At 36.0% G+C, this 22,594-nt stretch carries 21 protein-coding genes, 1 other RNA gene and 1 pseudogene; 19 read left to right on the top strand and 4 right to left on the bottom strand.

All coding sequences use genetic code 11. From position 1 onward, the window contains the following. The first annotated feature begins 13 nt into the window (after positions 1-13). From BN1066_RS16830 to nth, 4 genes are all read left to right on the top strand, one after another. The gene (locus BN1066_RS16830; protein WP_077320594.1) at positions 14-1,198 is read left to right on the top strand and encodes a pyridoxal phosphate-dependent aminotransferase; all 1,185 of its coding nucleotides are present in this window, start codon (positions 14-16) and stop codon (positions 1,196-1,198) included. 17 nt (positions 1,199-1,215) lie between these two features. Then, positions 1,216-2,508, top strand: a complete 1,293-nt coding sequence (gene asnS, locus BN1066_RS16825; protein WP_077320593.1) for an asparagine--tRNA ligase — start codon at positions 1,216-1,218, stop codon at positions 2,506-2,508. Positions 2,509-3,114: 606 nt separating this feature from the next. After that, a complete protein-coding gene (locus BN1066_RS16815; protein ID WP_077320591.1) occupies positions 3,115-3,807 on the top strand; it encodes a DnaD domain-containing protein in 693 nt (230 codons plus the stop codon). A 4-nt stretch (positions 3,808-3,811) separates the two neighbouring features. Then, entirely contained in the window at positions 3,812-4,465 is a 654-nt protein-coding gene (gene nth / locus BN1066_RS16810) for an endonuclease III (protein ID WP_077320590.1), read from the top strand. A gap of 32 nt (positions 4,466-4,497) precedes the next feature. Here nth and BN1066_RS16805 read toward each other — a convergent pair whose 3' ends face one another. Further along, the gene (locus tag BN1066_RS16805) at positions 4,498-7,308 is read right to left on the bottom strand and encodes a PBP1A family penicillin-binding protein (protein WP_077320589.1); all 2,811 of its coding nucleotides are present in this window, start codon (positions 7,306-7,308) and stop codon (positions 4,498-4,500) included. A gap of 18 nt (positions 7,309-7,326) precedes the next feature. Continuing rightward, positions 7,327-7,908 carry a Holliday junction resolvase RecU gene (gene recU / locus BN1066_RS16800; protein ID WP_077320588.1) on the bottom strand — a complete coding sequence of 194 codons (582 nt, stop codon included), beginning with the start codon at positions 7,906-7,908 and terminating at the stop codon, positions 7,327-7,329. 118 nt (positions 7,909-8,026) lie between these two features. Here recU and BN1066_RS16795 point away from each other — a divergent pair, with 118 nt between their 5' ends. The 11 genes and pseudogenes from BN1066_RS16795 to BN1066_RS20935 all read left to right on the top strand — a co-directional run. Further along, positions 8,027-8,998: a DUF2515 family protein gene (locus BN1066_RS16795; protein ID WP_077320587.1), complete on the top strand. Its 972-nt coding sequence runs from the start codon at positions 8,027-8,029 to the stop codon at positions 8,996-8,998. A gap of 571 nt (positions 8,999-9,569) precedes the next feature. Further along, a complete protein-coding gene (locus BN1066_RS16790; protein ID WP_077320586.1) occupies positions 9,570-9,794 on the top strand; it encodes a hypothetical protein in 225 nt (74 codons plus the stop codon). A gap of 376 nt (positions 9,795-10,170) precedes the next feature. Beyond that, complete coding sequence (locus BN1066_RS16785) at positions 10,171-10,521, top strand: DUF1798 family protein (protein WP_077320585.1); 351 nt, start codon at positions 10,171-10,173, stop codon at positions 10,519-10,521. A gap of 74 nt (positions 10,522-10,595) precedes the next feature. Further along, entirely contained in the window at positions 10,596-11,006 is a 411-nt protein-coding gene (cdd, locus tag BN1066_RS16780) for a cytidine deaminase (RefSeq protein WP_077320584.1), read from the top strand. A gap of 536 nt (positions 11,007-11,542) precedes the next feature. Then, entirely contained in the window at positions 11,543-11,857 is a 315-nt protein-coding gene (gene gpsB, locus BN1066_RS16775; protein ID WP_077320583.1) for a cell division regulator GpsB, read from the top strand. Positions 11,858-11,917: 60 nt separating this feature from the next. After that, positions 11,918-12,301, top strand: an RNA gene (gene rnpB, locus BN1066_RS16770) — RNase P RNA component class B. Between the two features lie 448 nt (positions 12,302-12,749). Continuing rightward, positions 12,750-13,892, top strand: coding sequence for a THUMP domain-containing class I SAM-dependent RNA methyltransferase (locus BN1066_RS16765; protein ID WP_077320582.1), 1,143 nt, complete (start codon positions 12,750-12,752; stop codon positions 13,890-13,892). After that, positions 13,892-15,391 (top strand): carboxypeptidase M32, encoded by a 1,500-nt coding sequence (locus BN1066_RS16760; protein ID WP_077320581.1) that lies wholly within the window; start codon positions 13,892-13,894, stop codon positions 15,389-15,391. Before BN1066_RS16765 ends, BN1066_RS16760 begins: the two co-directional genes overlap by 1 nt. A 72-nt stretch (positions 15,392-15,463) precedes the next feature. Continuing rightward, a complete protein-coding gene (locus tag BN1066_RS16755) occupies positions 15,464-16,552 on the top strand; it encodes a type III polyketide synthase (protein WP_077320580.1) in 1,089 nt (362 codons plus the stop codon). Next, a complete protein-coding gene (locus BN1066_RS16750; protein WP_077320579.1) occupies positions 16,553-17,065 on the top strand; it encodes an isoprenylcysteine carboxyl methyltransferase family protein in 513 nt (170 codons plus the stop codon). A 324-nt stretch (positions 17,066-17,389) separates the two neighbouring features. Beyond that, a pseudogene (locus BN1066_RS20935) lies at positions 17,390-17,560 on the top strand (IS5/IS1182 family transposase); the annotation flags it as partial. 424 nt (positions 17,561-17,984) lie between these two features. On the opposite strand, the gene BN1066_RS16745 reads toward BN1066_RS20935, so the two are convergent. Next, entirely contained in the window at positions 17,985-18,980 is a 996-nt protein-coding gene (locus tag BN1066_RS16745) for a carbon-nitrogen hydrolase family protein (RefSeq protein WP_077320578.1), read from the bottom strand. Positions 18,981-19,903: 923 nt separating this feature from the next. Beyond that, entirely contained in the window at positions 19,904-20,770 is an 867-nt protein-coding gene (locus BN1066_RS16740; protein WP_077320577.1) for a LysR family transcriptional regulator, read from the bottom strand. A gap of 165 nt (positions 20,771-20,935) precedes the next feature. Between BN1066_RS16740 and BN1066_RS20930 the strand changes: the two genes are divergently transcribed. The 4 genes from BN1066_RS20930 to BN1066_RS20365 all read left to right on the top strand — a co-directional run bounded on the left by BN1066_RS20930 (position 20,936) and on the right by BN1066_RS20365 (position 22,263). After that, entirely contained in the window at positions 20,936-21,118 is a 183-nt protein-coding gene (locus BN1066_RS20930) for a hypothetical protein (protein WP_245799820.1), read from the top strand. A gap of 86 nt (positions 21,119-21,204) precedes the next feature. Continuing rightward, complete coding sequence (locus tag BN1066_RS16735) at positions 21,205-21,651, top strand: L-2-amino-thiazoline-4-carboxylic acid hydrolase (RefSeq protein WP_245799819.1); 447 nt, start codon at positions 21,205-21,207, stop codon at positions 21,649-21,651. Then, positions 21,644-21,784, top strand: coding sequence for a hypothetical protein (locus tag BN1066_RS20370; RefSeq protein ID WP_179104422.1), 141 nt, complete (start codon positions 21,644-21,646; stop codon positions 21,782-21,784). The genes BN1066_RS16735 and BN1066_RS20370 overlap by 8 nt, the downstream gene beginning before the upstream one ends. A gap of 302 nt (positions 21,785-22,086) precedes the next feature. Continuing rightward, entirely contained in the window at positions 22,087-22,263 is a 177-nt protein-coding gene (locus BN1066_RS20365; protein ID WP_179104421.1) for a hypothetical protein, read from the top strand. Positions 22,264-22,594: the final 331 nt, after the last annotated feature.

Below are 22,594 nucleotides of genomic sequence, written 5' to 3'. Positions count from 1 at the left end.
AAAGGTGATCAAAATGGAACTAGCAAACAGAGTTAAAACATTAACCCCTTCATCTACCTTGGCTATTACCGCAAAAGCCAAGGAATTAAAGCAACAAGGACATGATGTCATCGCTTTAGGAGCAGGAGAGCCAGATTTTAATACACCAGAATCTATCTTGCAAGCTGCTGAAGAAGCAATGAAGCAAGGGATGACTAAATATACCCCATCTGGTGGTATTGTCGAGCTAAAGGAAGCGATTATCGCTAAATTTAAAGCAGATAATAATCTTGTTTATGAAAAAGAGCAAATTATCGTTACTACGGGAGCAAAGCATGCACTTTATACGTTATTCCAAGTCATCTTAAATGAAGGTGATGAGGTTATTGTTCCTGCTCCATATTGGGTAAGTTATCCAGAACAAGTAAAGCTTGCTGGCGGGGTTCCAGTTTTTGTGCCTGCAAAAGAAGAAAATGCATTTAAAATTACTCCAGAAGAGCTGGAATTAGCGATTACCGATAAAACAAAGGCGATTATTATTAATTCTCCGAGCAATCCAACTGGTATGATGTATAGCAAAGAAGAACTCGAGCAGCTAGGGGAAATTTGCCTAAAGCATAATATCTTAATTGTTTCCGATGAAATTTATGAAAAACTAATTTATTCAGAAGATCCACATGTATCGATCGCACAATTATCGCCTGTACTAAAAGAGCAAACGGTCGTTGTAAATGGAGTATCAAAATCTCATTCTATGACTGGATGGAGAATTGGTTATGCTGCTGGTCCTGCTAATATCATTAAGGCAATGACTAGCCTAGCTTCACATTCTACGTCCAATCCAACTTCAATTGCACAATATGCTACATTAGCTGCTTATAAGATGGATGGAGAATTCAGTGAGAAAATGAAACATGTCTTTTCTGAGCGTTTGGAAAAACTGTATCAGTTAATTACTGAAATACCAGGAGTGACATGCATTAAGCCAAAAGGAGCATTTTATTTATTCCCAAATGTCACGGAGGCTGTACGTGCGAATGGCTTTAAAAATGTAGATGATTGGGCTAGTGCATTATTAGAAGAGGAGAAGGTGGCACTTATTCCGGGAACTGGTTTTGGTGCACCTAATAATATCCGTTTATCCTACGCTACATCGATCGAAGCATTAGAAGAAGCAGCTAATCGAATTAAACGATTTATCAAAACGCATCAATCATAGCATTAGGAGGTATTCTTTTGAAAACAACTATTTCTCAAGCACCAAACTATCATGACCAAATCGTAACCATCGGCGCTTGGCTTACGAATAAACGATCCAGTGGAAAAATCGCATTTTTACAATTACGTGATGGGACTGGATTTATCCAAGGGGTGGTTGCCAAAAATGATGTAAGTGAAGAAACGTTCCAACTGGCCAAAAATTTAACCCAAGAATCTTCCATGTACATTACTGGTAAAATAGTCGAAGATAAAAGATCACCATTTGGTTACGAAATGCATGTAAAAGATATTGAATTAATTCACGAATCACATGATTATCCAATCACACCAAAAGAACACGGTACGGAATTTTTAATGGATCATCGCCATCTATGGCTTCGATCAAAAAGACAACATGCCATCATGAAAGTTCGTAATGAAATCATTCGTGCTACGTATCAATTTTTTAATGAACATGGATTTGTTAAAATTGACCCACCAATATTAACAGCATCATCAGCAGAAGGAACTACTGAACTGTTCCACACGAAGTACTTCGATGAGGAAGCTTATTTATCACAAAGTGGTCAGTTATATATGGAAGCTGCAGCAATGGCATTTGGAAAGGTCTTTTCCTTTGGGCCAACATTCCGAGCTGAAAAATCCAAAACGAGAAGACATTTAATTGAATTTTGGATGATTGAGCCGGAAATGGCTTTTGTAGAGCATGAAGAAAGTCTCGAGATCCAAGAAAAATACGTAAGCTTCATAGTTCAAAGTGTACTAAAAAATTGTAAATTAGAGTTACATACGTTAGATCGTGACACTGATAAATTAGAAAAAGTACAAGCACCTTTTCCGCGGATTACCTATGATGAAGCAATCGAACTCTTAAAAGAAAAAGGGTTTACGGATATAGAGTGGGGTGAAGATTTTGGAGCACCACATGAAACGGCAATAGCAGAGAGCTATGACAAGCCTGTATTTATAACCAACTACCCTAAGAATGTCAAAGCTTTTTATATGAAGCCCCATCCAAAACGAGATGACGTAGTTTTATGTGCAGACTTAATTGCTCCTGAAGGCTATGGAGAGATAATTGGAGGTTCTCAACGTATTGATGATCTAGAGCTTATGAAACAGCGATACGAAGAGCATGGATTAACTGGAGAAGCATATCAATGGTATTTAGAGCTAAGAAAATATGGAAGTGTTCCACATTCCGGTTTCGGACTTGGTTTAGAACGTACTGTTGCTTGGATTTCTGGAGTTGACCATGTTCGTGAAACAATACCATTTCCTCGCTTATTAAATCGGCTTTATCCTTAAGTTTGCCTATCATAATGTGTGCGAAAAATTCATACGTCTATGAGTAACATCTGTTTCTAATATGACTCTAGCAGCAGCGGGCTAACTAAGGGTATATAACGGGATCTTTACTTCATTTTGATAACATCTCCAAAAAATGCTAATCCCTTGCTCTATAAGCGAGGGATTGTTTTATCTTGTATCTAGGAATTTATCTAATTGAAAAAGTAGCGTCGTTTATCTTAAGCGCTCGTGCTTTAAACAAACTGGAGATCTTTGATAAGTTAACATCTGCTCGAATCTAAGAAAGGTCGACTAAAAGCAGGCTTGCCCGCTTAGGTGTATGCATTCCCCTATGTTAGCGGCATGTTTTTCTAGCCCGCATGTATTCAAGATTAAAGAGAATATGGAGGAATTCAAAGGGAAAGGAAAACGGCAACTAAATGCCCGAATAGTTCATGGGCCTTTAGGTCATACCTTTACGGTACTAACATTTCCTGTAAAAAGCGTTCCACGGATTGAAGTTTTCACTTTAACTTGTCAGAAGTTTCCCAGTTTGCACATGGCTAACTGAGCGCTTCTAAGCTTTTGTTCTTATCATGATATTTTAAAGAGGTGCTTAAGTTTATGAAGAAGCAACAGTTTTCTATTCAGCAATTATTATTGCAGCAATTACATGTCCCAACACAATTACTAACTTCGTATACTACATTGGGGCTCCATGAAAGAGAAGTGATGCTTCTTTTACAATTACAGCGTTTTATCCAAGACGGAATTGATTTTCCAACGCCAGATCAACTAGCTCAATATGTAACAATGAGTGAGAAGGAATGTGCACTTATCTTGCGCGGACTGATTCAAAAAGGTATGCTGACAATTGATCAACAGGAAGAACAAGGACAGAAGCTAAAAGAAGCATACTGTTTAAACCCACTTTGGGAAAAACTATTTAAGGTAAATCATCATCAACAAAGTGAAGAAGAAACGTCGGAAGGTACCATTTTTATTTTATTTGAACAGGAGTTTGGCAGACCGCTTTCTCCTTTTGAAATAGAAACCATTAATGCATGGCTTGACCAGGATAAAATCTCTCCAGCTTTAATAAAAGCGGGTTTACGTGAAGCAGTTCTAATGAGCAAGTTAAACTTTAAGTATATTGATCGTATTTTACGAGAATGGATGAAAAAAGGAATTCAATCCGTTGAACAAGCACGCAGATCCAGTAAAGAATATCATGCGCGTAAAGCAAATTCTAGTATACAGTCTAGTCAAAAGCGTGATACTTCTTTTTATTATAATTGGTTAGAAGGGGAAGAGTAGGAGTATGCTGACAAAAAAGCAAATTCGATTTTGTTTAGATGAGATGAAAAAAATGTTTCCCGATGCACAATGTGAATTAGTTCATGGTAACCCATTTGAATTACTCATCGCAGTTGTTCTTTCTGCTCAATGCACGGATAATCTCGTTAATAAAGTAACGAAGGATTTATTTAAGAAATACAAAACTCCCGAAGACTATTTAGCGGTACCCTTAGAGGAACTTCAAGAGGATATAAAGTCAATTGGTTTATATCGTAATAAGGCAAAAAATATTCGTAAGCTCTGTACAACGTTATTAGAAGAATATGGCGGAATTGTTCCTAAGTCCAAAGAAGAGTTGATGAAGCTTGCTGGAGTAGGGAGAAAAACAGCGAATGTGGTAGCCTCTGTCGCATTTGATGAACCTGCGATTGCAGTTGATACCCATGTTGAACGGGTCGCAAAACGATTGGGTATATGCAGGTGGAAAGATTCCGTCCTTGAAGTTGAGGAGACTTTGATGCGAAAAATCCCAAAGGAAGAGTGGAGCGATACACACCACCGTATGATTTTTTTCGGTCGGTATCACTGTAAAGCCAGAAATCCGAATTGTCCAGAATGTCCGTTATTGGAAATATGCCGCGAAGGAAAAAAACGAATGAAAATAGAAAAGAGGTAAACGAGCAGTATTCTCGTTTACCTCTTTTTAATTTATTCATTTTCTTCTTTTGATCGGTTCCGGTTATTCTGGTGATTGTTTTGTTGATTATTTTGATTCTGTTGGTCATCTTGTTCATCACCATCGTTGTTATTTTCCTCGTTATTACCACTATCGCCATCATTGTTCTCATTAACATTACCGTTCTGATCATCAGGTTTATCCTCTTCATTCCCGTTGGTAGGAGGTTCTGATTGCTCAGAGGGAACTGTAATGGATGTACTTTGTGCGGAACCACGTTTTCCTTCATTCGCTCCCTCTTTTCCAATCGGAGTAACAGTGATGGAATAAGTCTCTCCCGGAGTTGCTCCACTAATTTCTAATCCATTTGATCCCACAGTTTGTGCTTGCCCGTTTACAGATACTTCAAATGAAGCAGGTGGACCGTTATAATTCCAGCTAACATTAATGAGTGAGCTCGATTCATTGTATGTGGCTGATAAACCTTCAACAGCTGGTATCTCTTCCTGTTCCTTTTCTTCGCCAGTAGAAACGGTAGTTGTTTTTGGTTCACTTTTTGAGCCGTCTTCATTACTTACCGCTATGACTTGAATGGTATATTCTGCATTCGGTTCTACTTCATTAATTTCCAGGGAATTTTCTTTTGTTGTTGATAGTGGCTGCATACCGCCACCATTAACTTGGGCACTCACCTCAAACGATACATCTGCATCTGAATCGTAATTCCACGAAACATCAATTGAATTATTATCTTTATTAAAGCTGGCAGTTAGGCCACTTACTGGATCAAGCTTAGCAAATTTCTCTGAAGTACCCTTTGGCTCGGTTCCCTTAACAAATAATTCGGTAGTAATATTTTCTGATGGTGTATGTTTACTTGGTTTTGCAGGCGGATTTGAGCCCTTTTCTACTTGAACTTCAACGACAGAATCTGGCTTCACGAAATCCTTCGTTTCAATATCCTTAGATATTTCTGTCATTGTATTTTTAAACATTTGCAAAGGAATTTTCGTGTATCCATCCGGTATAGGAGCTCGGCGTTTATTTTCATCATGATAACCGCCAACCCATGCAGAAATCGTATAATTCGTCGTATATCCGCTAAACCAAGCATCCGGACTTCCTTCTGTATTCTCTAAGCTTGTTGTACCTGTTTTTCCAGCCATCGGCAAACCAGGGATATGAGCTTGCGTTCCTGTACCTTCTGTAACGGCTGTCTTTAACATATCTGTTATCATATAAGCGGTATAGTCAGACATTGCCGGTTTTGCTTTCGGTTTTAAATCTACTGTTTTTCCGTCTGGAAATTCAACTTTTGTTACAGAATATGGATCATTATAGATACCTTCGTTTCCAAAAGCTCGAAAGGCGCCTGCTAATTCTAATGGTGTAACCTCTGTATCTGTACCACCAATTGCATCGCCAATTAGCACACGATTTTTATGAAATTTAATCCCTAAGCCTTCTGCAAATTCCTTCGCTTTATCATAGCCTACTTCTTCAAGCATTTTTACTGCTGGCACGTTTAATGATTTATTTAAAGCTTCTCGTGCTGACATCCAGCCACTATATTGCCTGTTCCAGTTTCTTATCGTTTTGCTGGTGCCAGGTATTTGATATGGTTTGTCATCATTAATCTGATGGTATGTTGATATTTTATTGTATTCAATAGCAGGACCATAAGCTGTGATTGGTTTAAAGGTTGAACCAGCTTGCGTTTTCCCTTCAATCGCATAGTTGAATTCTTTTTTCCCTTCGCTATTACGTCTACCGCCAACTGCACGAATAGCACCGCTTTTCGTATCCAACACAGTCATTGCGGCTTGCATTTCATCATCAGGATAAGGGATAGGATTAGTTTCACTATCTGTTAACAAAAATTCAACATGTTCTTGAACTTTGGGGTCAATCGTCGTATGAATTTTTAATCCGTCTGTATATATATCAGCACCATCAACCTTTTCTTTTACTTCCTTTTCCACTTGCTGAATGAATGCTTCATAAGGTGTAGAATCAGGTTTTGATTTTACTAGCAGGGAAGGGATATCCACTTTTCTAGCTTCTTCTGCCTGTTTTTCGGTAATTTTGCCATGACGTACCATTAATTTTAATACGGTATTCATTCTCTCTTTCGTAAGCTCTGGATTTTTAAATGGATTATAGGCCGTTGGACGTTGCGGTAGACCTGCTAGAATAGCTGCTTCTGGCAAAGTAAGATCATTTAAATCCTCTTTGCCAAAATACGTTTCAGCAGCTGCTGCTACACCGTAAGCATTACTTCCATAAAATATTTTGTTTAAATACATTTCTAAAATTTCTTCTTTAGAATAATCTCTTTCAAGCTGTAAGGCAAGCCATTGTTCCTGAACCTTCAAGCTGATTTTTTTATCCGCTGACAAGAAGGATTTTTCTACTACTTGTTGTGTAATTGTACTTGCTCCTTCAGAACCGAATCCATCTTTAATATTAGCAATAACCGCGGCGCCAATTCTTCGTAAATCAATACCCGAGTGTTCAAAAAATCTGGCATCCTCTGTCGCTGTTACGGCATCAATTAATACTTGTGGTAAATCACTATAACTAATTTTTGTTCGGTTCTTTTCTCCTAAAACTGCAAAAGCCTTTCCGTCTTTATCAAGTATTTCAGATGCAAGCGGATCGGACAGCTTGGACTTATCCAAATCTGGTGCAGTAGCAATCCAATAGGCAGCAGTTGCACTTGCACCTATTACTAGTACTACAAAAATAATAAATAAAGAAAGGAATATTTTTTTCCATAAAGGTTTTTTCTTTGATTTTTTTTGTTTTCTTCTCGCTGTACGAGATGGGCTGTTATTTGCCATCGCTTCATTCCTCCGTCTCTAAAAATAAAGCTTATCAATAATTGCTAAATAGTCAACTCTTGCCTTATATTGAAAAGGGATAAGGTATCCCTTTTGCTGGATCGTCTGATACGGAATGGATTTTCTTCCACCGTTTAATTTGACGTTCCAGTGTTTAAAAAGTTTCTCAGCAGGGAAAAAGTAAGTTTCATCAAGTGTCGAAAAGCGGATAATCATGAAACTAATTCCTCCTTGTTCGACCACTGCTTTCATATGTTCGATTTGGTGATCATGTATATTAGCTAAGGGGAAAATTGTTTTATTTTTCGTTTCCTTTGCTTCAAAATCAATATATTTTTCACGGTATACTCCATTATAATCTGTTGTTGACGCTTGTTTAAAATAAGCTTCTGTAATAACCGCTGCACTACGCTTCGGATAATTAACTCGCACAATTTGTACAGGGGTTGGTTTTTTATGAATGACAGCTCTTTTTATTGCTAAGTAATACGTATTTGTATCATTTATATCTTCTTCAAGCGTCATACCGCGATTTCCAAACCGATATGGACGATGATTAGAAACACTGCCATTCCTTTTTTTACCGTTTGGGTAATTCAATTTTAAATCCTCCTTGCATTTTACCATATCTAGTAAGAAAAAAATGCCATTTCAAAAAATGTATACAGTTAAACATCTTGCTGCATGTTAAAAAACAAAAAGAAAGCAGGATCGAAGCATGTGTAATGATTTGCTATCACGCTCCTACATTCATTATATAACAAATAAAACAAAGGAACATAATCGAGATAATATTTCTCGAACGAAAGCGTATTTTTCGTTTTATTTACAATTTCCTGAAATAAAATGGGCATTTTTAGCAAGTATTGTATCCAGAAATGCAGGATGGAATATGACAGATTTAGAGTTAGAACCTTTTCGTTATTTATTAGGTACAAAAGAAAGACAACGATTATTTATAACCTATGAAAGAGCAAATTGGTTAATCTTTTCCGATGCTTTTCCACAGCTTTTGATTTATCAGTTATCCAGACAATATAATAAACCATTGTTTCACCTTTTGTCATCTTTTAAAGTATCTACGTATATGGTAAAAGAGTGGTTTCATTTTTGGAAACACTTAGATGAAGACCGCTTAGTTCAAGCATTGATTATTAATGAGCAAAATGTTATTCAAGCTCCTGTCATCAAACAGTCCTTTTTTAAACAGCGTGTATTTTGTCAACCGCCATATTTATTGCAAAATTTATTGATAATGAATGCAGTACTCATACCAACCATGTCTCAGCAGTTATATGGTTGCTATGTACATAATTTTACAAACTTAACGAATCGTATTGAATTAGGAAAAAAGCTGGCATCTATTATTTTTTCCCCAACCGTATACAATCAAACCTATGAATTTGCTAAATGTATTGAACATACAGGTTCTCGTTATGATTATGAACGCTTTTTACATCTATCTATGCCAAGGGCTCCGTATTTAAGAATGGTGTATCCAATAATTACACATCGCGATATTATTCGAAAAGATTGGTATAAATCAGGGGGTATAAAGCGTAAATGGTTAAAGAATCAGAACGTAAATATCAGCTCAAAAACAGGAAAAACATTTTATCAAAAGCGTCAATTCATGTATGTTTATTTCCATGTCAAACGAGCGATAACGATGAAGAATCATTTCAGTTAGATTGGAAAAACTTGGCTTATCTCCAAGTCTTCATGGCGAAAGCTCGTTTTTCTTATCCTATAAAGCCTAACAGTTAAATTCGAATGAGAAGATATTTTCTGTTTTAAACAGCTATCGGAGAGGAGGTAAAGTAAAAAGAATATCCGGAAGAATAAAAGCTAGAGACCGACAAGCTACTGAAACTCTAGCGAGGATAATTACGAATTATTACCTAAATACAAATTTTTAAACCTAGAACATCAGAAGGCGCAGGGCTTCAAATGAACCCTGCGCTAAATGAATCATTAGGTCGATGGGATATTCGGACCGTTCAATTTTTTATCTCCCTCTTTTAATGACTTTGAAATAATGCTTTCCGTTTTTGTTTTAGGTTGTTTAACCTGTTTATGCTTTACATCTTTCATTGTTATTCCTCCTTTCATTATTAGTTTGTCAAAATCCACGAAAAAAATGAGCAAATTCACTTGTTTTGTAAGCTTTATTCTAGTTTTGTCGAACGTGCAGGAAGAGTTTATCATAACAAGAAGTAGTTATTAGTAAAGTCTTTTGAACGTAAGGAGGAAATAATAACATGCTTATACGTCATTTACCAATGGATCAAAAGCAAGGGGTGGACAGAAAAACCTTAGAAATTGCTTTATATCAACTTTCAAATCAGCTGCGATGGATGGATCAAAAGCTCATCATGAAAGTGGAAAATACGATTACTTATCAATATTATGACCGTTTAAATGAATTAAGTTTATTGAAAAAACGTTTGGTAAATCAGCATGAGGAATGGTCAAATGATGGGTGAAATACTGTGTGTTAAACCTAAATGTATTAAAATGAAACTATATTCAAGGAGCGATTTTTTCTGAACCATTGGATTAAAGGCTAAGTTCGCAGGCGTCCTTGAAAAACCGTGAAATCTCTCTCTCTTGAAAATCGTGATGTATTGCTGCCGTAGCTTCTCTATCCTGTCGACTTGAACAAATTGGATATTTAGGTTCCGTTATCTTCCACTAATTTTTGAAATTCTTATATCATTATAGATACAGGATAAATAAACGAATATGTTTAATCCTTTGGCTGTTCGTTTAAAAAAGTTTCTGGATGATATTCATATACTCGAGAAAATATGTCTTATGTTAAAATAGATATGTATATTTTAGCAAAAGGCGGAATGAGTTATGAACGTAAACGAACAAACCAAAGTACTTAAAGTACATTTTCACAGCTTGAAGCAAAAATTTGAAAAAGGCGAAAAACCGGAGAATCCAAAAGATAAAGCATTGTTTTCCCAGGTGAAGAATGAAACCGCTCCAGTCTTTCAATTGCTTGAACAGTGGGAAAGAGACGTACTCCAATTAATTAAAACGAGAAAAGTGAATATTCATCCACAACAGATTATTTCTACTAGGGAGAATATGGAGTTATTATTGATGCATAGTTATTACCTTGATGTGCGAAGAAAACGGTATATGGAATTAAATCATTCTGTCTTATATATTCTTGATCAATTGTTGGCTGAATTAGACTAGCATCTGTAAACTCTTTACATTTTTTGTTTTATTGCTTATAATATGCTTCCATACACTAATGAAAGGTGATAATCATGACAACAAAAGATGACTTGTTAGAAGCAGCTAAATTGATACGAAATCGTGCTTATGTACCTTATTCAGCATTTCCGGTCGGGGCAGCTTTACGAACAAAATCGGGAAACACGTACACAGGTTGTAATATAGAAAATGCTGCCTATCCTGTATCTTGTTGTGCTGAACGGGTTGCTATTTTTCAAGCAATCGCTAACGGTGAAAGGGACTTTGCTGAAATGGCTGTAGTAGCTGATACGGATCGCCCCGTACCTCCATGCGGTTCGTGTCGACAAGTAATGAGCGAATTTTTTAAAACGGATATGATTATTCATTTATCTAATCTAAAAGATGATATTAAAACAGTGACGATGGAGGAATTATTACCTTTTTCATTCCAGCCATCTGATTTAACAGAACCTAAAGCATAAGTGCATGTTTTAAATAGGGGATAAAAGCAGAAACGTCATTCAAGGAGCGTTTTTCTCTATGATGTATCGCTTCGACCTGAATCATCACTTAGACGTCTTCATATTTTCAGTATAACTCTTAAAATGCGAATCTTACGGCATCTGATGTAGGAAAAAACGTGTCAGCATAAAGTTTTCGAGTGGCTATTTTTACGGATTTGCATCATTTACACAAGATTTTAATTCGATCGGTATTAACATCTATTTCTCAAAGCTTGTTTCATATAACGACATGATTTATAATGGTAATAGGAGGCACACTTAACAAAGTGTGTTTTTCTCTTTTTTAAATAGTAATATAGTAGGTATTGCTTTTTTAAAAAATTTATCTATACTTGTTTCATATGTATATTAGATCTACAGATTCATTTTTCACGTTCTTCTTTTAATGCTATAATAAAATAGAATAATGTAAACATAAAATAAATTACGTATCATACAATGGAAAAAGAATCGAAAAAGCCAATTTATTATGGAATATCATGAGGTGATCGTAGATGAGCTCGAAACAAGTGAAATTAACTAGTAAAGATATACTGGAAAAAGATTTTAAAACTGCAATGCGTGGATACAACCAGGAAGAGGTTGATGAGTTTTTAGACATAATTATCCAGGATTATGATGCATTTAAAGTGGAAATTGAACGATTGCAACAAGAAATTGATCGTTTGAAAAAGACTCCAGCAGAACAACCGAAAACAAGGTCCGTACAAGCTGTTCCAAATCATCAGGTTAATTATGATGTGTTAAAACGACTTTCCAATTTGGAAAAAGCGGTATTTGGTAAAAAATTTGCAGAATCGGATAGCTAATAAAACGTATTGTTGAATCTGAAAAATATCTATGGTATAATTAATAAGGTTAATGGTTAAATACTCGTGTGATCGCTGTATGCAAATACAGAGGAAAGTCCATGCTCACACAAACTGCGATGTTTGTAGTGTTCGTGCTTGACGAAATCATAAGTCAAGGTAATCAAACTTATTGGTTAACGGCAGGACAACTACCTACGTTCATAATTGAATATGGAAGTTGCCTTTAAAGTGCCACAGTGACGAAGCTGATTGGGAAACCAGTCAGGTGGAACGAGGTAAACCCCACGAGTGAGCAACCCAAATAATGGTAGGGGCATCCTTTAGTAGGGAATAGGAACCGAAAGAGGGACAAGTTAAGAAGCTTGTAGATAGATGATCGCAACCGGAGTACGAGGCTGACCACCGTTTGTAGTACAATGGTACAGAACATGGCTTATAGAGTATTTAACAGGTCTAATTCTTATATACAATAAATAATTTACAGTCTCGTTAATTTCTACATCATAGAAGTTAATGAGACTGTTTTATTTTTGTGATCCATTTCTTCATGGTGAATATCTTTATAAGAAGCCGTATTTCTCTCATTTTAGAAATCTGATTATTATACGGACTTTATGAGAGAAACAGCTCTAAATGTCCAATTCGTTTGGGACAACCGGACATAGTTAATACTTCGCACGCTGAAAAAGCGTTTTTCTTTTTCAAAAACAGAGTATGTTTCGGCAGCAATACACCGTGGTTTTTCAAGGACGTTTGGGAACTTAGCCTACACCAACTGTTTCAAGAAGAAGAGCACTCCTTGAATAAAGTTTCACTGTTTCCTTTTATTAAATGCTTGAAGATGTGATAAACTAAAAAAACAAATACATAACAGAAAGGACAGCTCTTTATGCAAACAGTGACGTTAATCGCCACAGCAGCCATGGGCTTAGAATCCGTAGTTGCTAATGAAGTAAGAGATTTAGGATATGAAGTTCAAGTAGATAATGGGAAAGTACAATTTGATGCACCAATTTCAGCAATTGCTCGTTGCAATTTGTGGTTACGGTCTGCCGATCGCGTGAAATTGGTTGTCGGAAAATTTAAAGCAACTACATTTGATGAGCTATTTGAAGCAACAAAAGCACTGCCTTGGGAATATTATATTGCCGAAGATGGGCAAATTCCCATAATTGGAAAATCCGTCCATTCCAAACTTTATAGTGTACCAGATTGTCAAAAAATCACCAAAAAAGCAATCGTTGAAAGATTAAAATTAAAATATGGTATGATCTCCAAGTTGCCAGAAACTGGAGCGCTTTATCGGGTGGAAGTCGCTTTGCTAAAAGACGAAGTCACGCTGACTATTGATACATCCGGAGCTGGCTTGCATAAACGGGGATATCGAATCGGTCAGGGTGAAGCTCCATTGAAAGAAACGCTTGCAGCTTCATTAGTTTTACTCACGAATTGGCATGCTGACGAACCATTTATCGATCCATTTTGCGGATCAGGAACTATTCCCATTGAAGCTGCGCTGATTGGGCAAAATATTGCTCCAGGATTTAACCGAGAATTTGCCTCAGAAGAATGGACATTGGTGAAACAAAAGCATTGGGAAAAAGCTTTTGAAGAAGCAGAAGATCTTGCTAAATATGATCAACCATTAAATATTGTTGGTTCCGATATCGACCATAAAATGGTAGAAATCGCAAACCAAAATGCAATGGAGGCAGGTCTTGGCGATCTGATCACTTGGAAACAAATGCAGCTAAAGGATCTAACCATCAAAGAACCAAATGGCTACCTGATTGGCAATCCACCATACGGACTAAGGATTGGAGATCAGGAAAATGCTAAGCTATTAGCAGAAGAACTCAGCTCTATATGGCAAGAAAACCCAAGCTGGAGCATATATATTTTAACCGCATTTGAAAAATTCGAACAAGGCTTTGGCGTTAAGGCTACCAAAAAAAGAAAACTATTTAATGGCTATATTCGTACCGATTATTATCAATACTTCGGACAAAAAATAAAAGGGGAGAGTTCATAATGGAATCTAAACGGGAAAAGGAAAAACAGTTTAAGCAATACTTGGAGGAAATAAACGCTTATCAAGAAGCTTTGATGCTTATTTATTGGGACATGCGTACGAAAATACCTAAAAAAGGGGTTGAGCAACGGGCAGAAGTTGCTGGTTTTCTAGGTGGAAAAATTCACAAGCTAAAAACCTCAAATAAAATGAAATATTATATCGACGAACTGAAAATTTATTCATCTGATAGCATCATGCAAAAAACACTTGAAGTATGTGAGGAAGATTATGAAAGAAACCGTAGAATTCCACATGAAATGTATAAAGAGTTTATGATTACCCAGTCTAAATCTGAAGCAGTATGGCAAACAGCAAGAGAAAAAGCGGATTTTAACTTATTCCAGCCTTATTTAGAAAAGCTCGTTGATTATAACCGTAAGTTTGCATCATATTGGGGTTATGAAGATAATATTTATGATGCGTTACTACATCATTTTGAGCCAGGAATAACAACAAAGACGCTTGATAAAGTATTTCCAACATTACAAAAATCACTTCATTCACTTTTGGAAAAAGTAGAAGCTAGCAATGTTAAGCCAAATCCACAGCTAGTAACATGTCATTTTCCAAAAGAAGCTCAAGAAGCCTTTACAAAAGAAGTATTACACCAAATGGGTTATGACTTTGACGCAGGTCGCTTAGATGAAACCATTCATCCATTTGAAATAACGATTAATCAAAATGACGTACGAATAACTACAAACTACGATGAAACGGATTTTCGTGTTGCCGTATTTGGAACCATTCACGAGGGTGGGCATGCTTTATATGAACAAAACATTGATAAACGTTTAGCAAAGACTCCACTTGCGACAGGAACTTCTATGGGAATTCATGAATCACAATCCTTATTTTGGGAAAACTTAATAGCAAGAAGCGATCTATTTTGGAATAAAAACTACGACTTATTCCTAAACTATGCACCAGACCATTTTAAGCAAGTGGCACTAAATGATTTCTATTTGTCAATTAATGAAGTAAAACCGTCGTTCATTCGAATTGAAGCAGATGAGTTAACTTATCCTTTACACATTATTATTCGATATGAACTGGAAAAAGCGTTGATGAACGAAGAAATAGCTGTAAGTGATTTACCTTACTTATGGAATAAAAAAATGAAAGAATATCTTGGTGTTACTCCACCTACAGATCGAGAAGGTGTGTTGCAGGATATTCATTGGGCGGGTGGAGATTTTGGATATTTTCCGTCTTATGCACTAGGCTATATGTACGCAGCTCAAATTTATCATACATTAACAGAAAAATTGAATCTTCAAGATATTATTCAATCTGGTGAGCTTATGAAGATAAACCAATGGTTAGCCACATCTATTCATCAATATGGAAAAATGAAAAAACCATTAGAAATCTTAAAGGACGTAACGAATGAAACATTAAATCCTAATTACCTCGTTCATTACTTAGAGCAAAAATATGCAGCTATGTATCAATTTTAAGTCGACATAACCAGGAAGGAAAGAATATCTTGTCATTTTATGCTATTGCCTAATACTAAAGGAGATTTGACAATGACGTATATTTGTTCCGTAGGGCTTGGAATCCCGAAATATCAACTAAATCAAAATGAAGTAAAGCAACTGGTACAGCATCTTTTTATTAATTCGGAACGACAGATTAATCGATTACTTCCTGTTTTTGAAAATGCTCAAATTGATAACCGGCAATTCGTTGTCCCATCGACCTGGTTCTTGGAAGACCATTCATTTAAAGAGCGTAATGATTTATTTATGAAGTTAGCTAAACATTATGCTTTAAAAGCAATGGATGACTGTTTGACAAATCCTGATTTTTTATTAGAAACGGTTGCTTATCAAGATATTGATATGATTATTTTTGTATCCAGTACAGGTATTGCTGCACCTACTTTAGATACTCATTTTATGAATGAGCGTCCCTTTAGACAAGACGTACAACGAATGCCACTTTGGGGGTTAGGGTGTGCAGGAGGAGCTGGGGGATTGGCAAGAGCTCGTGATTGGTTAACTGCTAATCCTGATAAAACAGCATTAATTGTTTGCTGTGAATTATGCAGCTTAACATTTCAAAAAGGGGATGTAACCAAAAGCAATATAGTTGGTACTGCTTTATTTGGGGATGGCATTAGCGCTGCATTAGCAGTTGGAGCACAGTCGCCGTTAGTGAAACAGAAAAAAGGGGGCGCACCTAAATTATTGCAATCTCATACGTATACGAAAAAAGATAGTCTTTCCGTCATGGGATGGAATGTAACAAATGCTGGTTTTGAAGTTATCTTTTCGAAAAGCATTCCCGCATTGGTAAGGTCATTTTGGAAAGAGCATATCCAATTATTTTTAGCTAATCATGAATTAACAGAAGCCGATATATTTGCTTATATTGCTCATCCGGGAGGAAGGAAAGTTATTGAAGCGATGCAAAAAGTGCTTCATGCCGATCCGAGAAAATTTTGTTATTCGAGGGAAATATTAAAGAAACATGGCAATATGTCTTCCAGTACCGTTTTATATGTGTTACGAGAATGGATGAATGAAAAAATCCCAACTGGTGAAAAGAGTATCATTTCTGCTCTTGGTCCAGGCTTTAGTTCAGAGTTGATTTTATTGGAGTGGGAATCATAAATGCCTATTTATATGTGGATGATCTTATTGCTAATTATCATACAACGGTTGCTGGAACTTCGAATTGCTAAAAGGAATGAAGCATGGTTGAAACAGCGGGGAGGAGTGGAAAAAGGAGAAGATCATTATAAATGGTTTATTATCGTCCACACGCTGTTTTTTGTCTCGTTACTTGCAGAAGCATTGTTAAACAACCAGCAAACTTTCAAATTCAATTATTTACTATTTCTTCTTTTTTTGCTGACACAAATAGGGCGAATTTGGTGTATTACTAGTCTAGGAAAGTTTTGGAATACAAAAATTATTATTTCACCGCAATTTTCACTAGTCAAAGAAGGGCCATATAAATATGTGAAACACCCTAATTATATTATTGTTGGCATTGAATTAATGGTCATTCCATTTCTGTTTAATGCGTATATTACCGGTATTGTCTTTCCAATTTTGCATATCCTATTACTTACGATTCGCATCCCCGCCGAAGAAAAAGCACTTTTGGAATTAAAAAAATGACGTTAGCATGGTTTATCGTTTATTTAATATCCAGGGAACGATATACATTTGCATAATGGACATCGTTTGTGAACGTAGCATCGTTTAGCATAAGATCGCTCAATCTGTAGCAAACTTCGAATTTCCTTTCTATAATAAGTCAACATCGGCTCGAATCTAAAGGAAGGCGACTAAAATCCGGCTTGCCCCTCAGTCATCGGCATCCCCTTGTTGCAGGGTATGTTTTCTTTATCTAGTCATTATCAGAGTTCTCCGCTTTTTACGTCGCTAACCAAGCGCAAGAGATAAAGTGTTGACTGTTACTGTTCATCTGGAACTATTAAGGGCTACGAAAGTGAACAAAATTACGAAGATGTGATGGTTAACCGAAAGCGCACCCCGTTGACTACGTATAGCATGTATCGGAAAGAGAAGAAAAAAAAATATAAGCAAAATCCTTTTTACATGATGAAATGGGAAAAGGATATAGAAAGTGATACTTTCATCTGTTCAAATGATACTCGAACAGATAAAGGTGTAGGGTTTCGCTTACGACATTAACTTGAGAAAGTACATCACGATGGCAGCGAATGCCGTAACAGATCATAAAAATAATTCACAAAAAAGGTTCTGGTCATCAAAAAACGATGATCGGAACCTTTTTGTTATTTTAGGCTAGTTATGTTCCTCTTCCCGTCTAAAGCTACCTTTCCAGTATGCCAAATAATTTTTAGTTCTACACCTTGCGTAATAGTTTAGTATCGTTTAATTTATATTTGTTGATGATTTACTAATAGTCATATGAATTTGTATTAAATCCTTGTGTCCTGATTAATAAGATTATTTTCTAAGAATTAAGAGGTATCATTCCTAATAGAGAATAAAAAAAGTTCAAATTATTTTAGTTCTCTATTTAAGCCCAAATTAAATTAGGTAGGGATTATTCAATACTTACTTCTTCATTACCTATTGATAAATTAAGTTCATCATAGGTTATAACTTTATTTTTGTTTTCTCCGAACTTTCTAACAACTGGATTTGGACTTTGGTTGAAATTCATACTAAGACTTTGATTAGAGTAGTGTCCGGCTGGATCAATATAATATTTAAAGTCAATAATTTTTTCTACATCTATATCTGCATATGCAATACCTTCTGTTTCTGCTTCAATCATTTCACTAATTGGTTCTCCATCTGGACCATAAATACAAGTATGGCCACTTTTAAACGTATCGAAGTAATCTCTTTGCTCTTTCGTTTCACAAATCATATTTTTCATTTCTTCTGAATAAATTGACGAAGACATTAACACAAAAGTTTGGGTAGAAATTGCATAATATCTACTTGAAATTTCATCATCGAAATATCCAGGCCAAGATGCTACATGTACTTGTTCATTTTGAGAATTCATAGCAAGAAGATTTAAAGGTACCTGATGCTCCCAACACATGCATCCTCCCAAATTTCCAATTTCTGTTTCAAATACAGGCATTAAGCTTCCGTTTCCATCCCCCCAGCAGAGTCTTTCAGCAACAGAAGCCCTCATTTTTCTATGTTTTCCAATTAAATCTCCTTCTGGATTAAACCATAATTGTGCTAGATATAATGATCCTCCATCTTTCTCGCTGCAGGAAATACAAACATAGGTTTTATTTCTTTTTGCTGCTTCACTTATTTTTTGAACTGCTAAACTAGGAATTTCTACTGCATTTTTATATAATACGCGATACCATTTTCTTGTATATTCCGGATGTCCAATAAAAGCAAACCAAGGGTATCCTGGTAGGAAAGCCTCCGGAAATCCTACTAATTTTGCTCCATTTGCTCCTGCTTCATCAATTAACTTACAAGACTTTTCAACTGTTGCATCTAAATTCAAGTATACTGGTGCAGCTTGAACTGCTGCTGCTTTAAACTTTGGATATTGTTTTGACATAGTTATACGCACCTCTCCTTTAATATTTTTTCGCTTTTAAATTATGTGAAAATTATTTCTTGGTATAATTATAACAATTATTTTCTTTTTAGATTGTAAAACAAACAAAGGTTCAATAAAATGTAACATTTTCCCAAAAATGGAAGAGTGAATTGCCCAAACGGCCGATGAACAATTGAAGAACATAATAAGTTTCATCTAATCCTTCATTTAGGGGGGAATTTTTCTGTTTTTTTATCTGCATCTACTAGTTTATGTAATTGGAACAACAAATTTATTATTTTTAGAAACACAGAGGCAGACGCATGTATCCTCGTCCTTAAAAATTACCTTTACATTCAGAACTCCAGTTTGATTAAAGATCCGACTAATAGATAAATCGAGTAGAGGAAAAGCTAAGAACTTTCGCTCTTCTTACACCACCGTACAAAACGGTTCCGTATACGGCGGTTCAATTTATATTGCTTTAGATAGTGGTCTAAGGCAGAGGGGATACCCCTTTGTCTTAGACGTTTATTTGACAAGGCTCTGTGTACAACCTTGATAATTGAAGATAGAAAAGCCTACAGACAAAGGAGCTAAGCTATCCTTATCCACCTATAGAGCCTTTGTATTAGATTTCTGTTCGTTGAGCCAAGATTTTGATAGACGCTTCCTTCATCCCTCTCACGATAAGTACCTTGCATTTTTCTAGTGGTTGGTTGACGTGTACCCCCACAGTGGACTTTTACCACCTAGATAGTCAACATGCCTGGCGCACAAGGAAAAAGCCTTTTTGATTCCAAAAGGCTTGAAAAAGTCCTGCTAATATCTTCTTTAGGTGTGCTTGATGTTTACAAAATCGCCGGCTGCCTTCTTCTGAGAGCAATCGGACTGCAGATAATACGCGACGATTTTTCTCTTGTATTGTTTGAAAAACATATTTATTTTAACCAATCTTGGATAAAGTTGATTAATGTTTTTGCACCAGGTGACATGTGTTGTAAGGATATACTGGCAATGCCAATTGTGCGACAATAATTTTCTTTCAACGGAATTGTTAGAAGATTACCAGGAAGACGATAAAGAATCATCTCGGGAAGGATACTGATTCCCAGTCCATTTTGTACCATGGAAATAATCGCCTGGTCCTCTGAAATTTCATATTTGATGCTTGGCTTAATTTTATGTTGTTTTAAAATTTTTCGTACATCTTTATCAATACTCGATTTTGGCATAATAAAAGATTCATTATCCAGTTGTTTTAAATCAATGATTTTTTGATTTGCCAGAGGATGCTCCTCCGGTAGTATGCATAGAAGCCGATCTTGTTTTAGGGGAAGCACTTCATATGCTTTGGATACTGGTAATGACAAAAAACCAAAATCAATCGTTCCGTCTGCTATCCAGCTGTCGATTTTATCGTAATCGCCTTCAAAAAGTTTAATTTCGATATCGGGAAAATATAGATTAAACTCTTTAATAATCTTGGGTAACCATTGAATAGATACACTTGGGAGTGTACCAATTCGTACAACACCAACTTCCAGTCCGTGTATTTTTGAAATTTCTTGCATCATTCGTTCATTCCATTTTAGTATTTCCCTCATGTATTGTAACATTTTTTCTCCGTTACTCGTCAGTTGAATGCCGGAACGACCTCTGGAACACAAAGTGAATCCAAAGTCAGACTCAAGACCAGAGATCGCATGACTGACAGCTGATTGTGTTAATCCAACAACATCTGCTGCTTTGGATAAACTTCCTGTTTCTACTACTGTTCTAAAAATATCATATCTGACTAAAGTCATTATTTATTCACTCCAAGTATTAATTTTGTTCATAATTCATATTATAATTATTCATTTGATTTATACAAATAAGTATTTATAATTAAAATCAATTGAATACCCCGAGTAAGTTAATTGGATTAATAAGTGATTAATTAAAAAGACTGAAAAAGGAGAGTGTTTTCATTGGGTACACTGCCTGGTAATAATATTGCACCATATTCAATGGAAGTGATGACGACAAAGCTGTTTACTAATATAGAAAAAAAGTTGTTAGCAAATATGGTGAAGCAGGTAAAGCACTGCTTAAACAAGGAGTTGAAAATTTTGGTTATAAAGATGCTGAGGACATTGCTCGGAAAGCAGTAATTGAGGGAGACATACACACATTATTTGATTACATCCCTAAAGATCATAACACAGAAAATAAATATACTAACCTTACACCATTTGCTTTGTTCGCAAAGCTATTTGCACAAATTACAAAGGTAATTGTTGATACGTATGGTGACGATGGTGAAGAAACAGTCCAAGAAGGAATTTGGGAATTTGGTGAAAATCGTGGTTATGGGATAGCGCAAAGGGCAAGAGTAAATGGGCAAGATAATACAATTGAAAACTACTTGCCTAACTATGATATGGGACGTAGTGAGCTATTCACAATTGAAGAGAATTATACCACTGGAGAGATCGAGCAGACTTTCAAGGTATGTCCGCTAGGTCAGCAATGGGCCGATGACAATATGCATAAATACGGACTGGTTTATTGTACGATAATTGATGATGCAATCGCCCACGGATATAACAATAAATTTAATGTCGTACATGATGAATTACTTCTCAAACACGGACAGTGCCATTTTCGTTTTCAACTAAAGGATGAAGAAAAAGAAAATGATTAATATTAATCGACTAACTAATCATTTACGGGAAAAAGCCGCTATTGGAAAAACAAAAAATGGTAGAATTAATCGTTTTTCTTATACGGATGAAAAAAGATGTGAAAAAACAATCAACAATACATGGAGGCTATAGTCTGGATGGTAGTAAAGGAGTTTTAACGGCGTAAAAGTCATCCATTCCTTAAAAGAGAATGGTATCAGGCTGAAGCATCCATTGAAAATTACAGCTGTTAAGGATAAGAAGCAGTTAGTTGCAGGTACATTATACATTAACAGAAGAAGAACTAAAAAGAAAAGACCAACAAGGAGTACTCAATAGAACAGGCGATGAAGAAACATGGTTTCTAAAAGGATTGACTCCCAAGTGCAAAAGAAAAAAGTAAAATACTTATATTGAACGAGGTAAAGTGCAAGAGCAAAATAAAGCAGTAGGTTGTGTCACAGGGATTACCGGATCTGTATGGCCTTCCGTTTACATTATTGGGGTTAGCTGAGTATGCAGGAGCAATACCGATGGATCAGCGACAAGATGCTCTAGTCATTACAAGTTTAATTATTAAAAATATCAAAGTATCCTGCAGTTGTCACTACAGTCGACAGATTGTCCGTTAATAGAGTCAATGTAATACCTGGTAAGGCGACTTGGAAAATTGATATTCGGAATATTGTTAAGGGTATTCGAGATCAAGTCGAACGAAGAATAAGCAATTTGCTGAAGGATAGCTGCCGAACGGCGACTTGGTCTTGAATTTCTTAATTGTAGCGCGTGGCATCTGTTCGTTGTAATCAAAATATCCAAGTCGGTTAAGATCATCGATTCAAGTACGGTGCCCCGGAATTAACAAGCTATAATTGGGCATCATTTCGTAAAACAAAAGCAGGTGTAAAGCTCCATTTTCGTTTGACTCTAAAGAGAATTTACTTCGGCTGATTACGAATCGTT

Origin of the sequence: Virgibacillus proomii (genome assembly GCF_900162615.1) — a bacterium.
In the GTDB taxonomy this organism is placed as follows: domain Bacteria; phylum Bacillota; class Bacilli; order Bacillales; family Amphibacillaceae; genus Virgibacillus; species Virgibacillus proomii.
Note: the sequence above shows the minus strand (reverse complement) of the source record. Positions and strands in the feature narration are given on the sequence as shown.

What these genes read in the sequence shown, in the direction of transcription:
- BN1066_RS16830 (WP_077320594.1), top strand. Translation starts at nt 14, where the DNA reads ATGGAACTAGCAAACAGAGTTAAAACATTAACCCCTTCATCTACCTTG.
- BN1066_RS16815 (WP_077320591.1), top strand. Translation starts at nt 3,115, where the DNA reads ATGAAGAAGCAACAGTTTTCTATTCAGCAATTATTATTGCAGCAATTA.
- nth (WP_077320590.1), top strand. Translation starts at nt 3,812, where the DNA reads ATGCTGACAAAAAAGCAAATTCGATTTTGTTTAGATGAGATGAAAAAA.
- BN1066_RS16805 (WP_077320589.1), bottom strand. Translation starts at nt 7,308, where the DNA reads ATGGCAAATAACAGCCCATCTCGTACAGCGAGAAGAAAACAAAAAAAA.
- BN1066_RS16795 (WP_077320587.1), top strand. Translation starts at nt 8,027, where the DNA reads ATGTGTAATGATTTGCTATCACGCTCCTACATTCATTATATAACAAAT.
- BN1066_RS16790 (WP_077320586.1), top strand. Translation starts at nt 9,570, where the DNA reads ATGCTTATACGTCATTTACCAATGGATCAAAAGCAAGGGGTGGACAGA.
- BN1066_RS16785 (WP_077320585.1), top strand. Translation starts at nt 10,171, where the DNA reads ATGAACGTAAACGAACAAACCAAAGTACTTAAAGTACATTTTCACAGC.
- cdd (WP_077320584.1), top strand. Translation starts at nt 10,596, where the DNA reads ATGACAACAAAAGATGACTTGTTAGAAGCAGCTAAATTGATACGAAAT.
- gpsB (WP_077320583.1), top strand. Translation starts at nt 11,543, where the DNA reads ATGAGCTCGAAACAAGTGAAATTAACTAGTAAAGATATACTGGAAAAA.
- BN1066_RS16765 (WP_077320582.1), top strand. Translation starts at nt 12,750, where the DNA reads ATGCAAACAGTGACGTTAATCGCCACAGCAGCCATGGGCTTAGAATCC.
- BN1066_RS16760 (WP_077320581.1), top strand. Translation starts at nt 13,892, where the DNA reads ATGGAATCTAAACGGGAAAAGGAAAAACAGTTTAAGCAATACTTGGAG.
- BN1066_RS16755 (WP_077320580.1), top strand. Translation starts at nt 15,464, where the DNA reads ATGACGTATATTTGTTCCGTAGGGCTTGGAATCCCGAAATATCAACTA.
- BN1066_RS16750 (WP_077320579.1), top strand. Translation starts at nt 16,553, where the DNA reads ATGCCTATTTATATGTGGATGATCTTATTGCTAATTATCATACAACGG.
- BN1066_RS16745 (WP_077320578.1), bottom strand. Translation starts at nt 18,980, where the DNA reads ATGTCAAAACAATATCCAAAGTTTAAAGCAGCAGCAGTTCAAGCTGCA.
- BN1066_RS16740 (WP_077320577.1), bottom strand. Translation starts at nt 20,770, where the DNA reads ATGACTTTAGTCAGATATGATATTTTTAGAACAGTAGTAGAAACAGGA.
- BN1066_RS20370 (WP_179104422.1), top strand. Translation starts at nt 21,644, where the DNA reads ATGATTAATATTAATCGACTAACTAATCATTTACGGGAAAAAGCCGCT.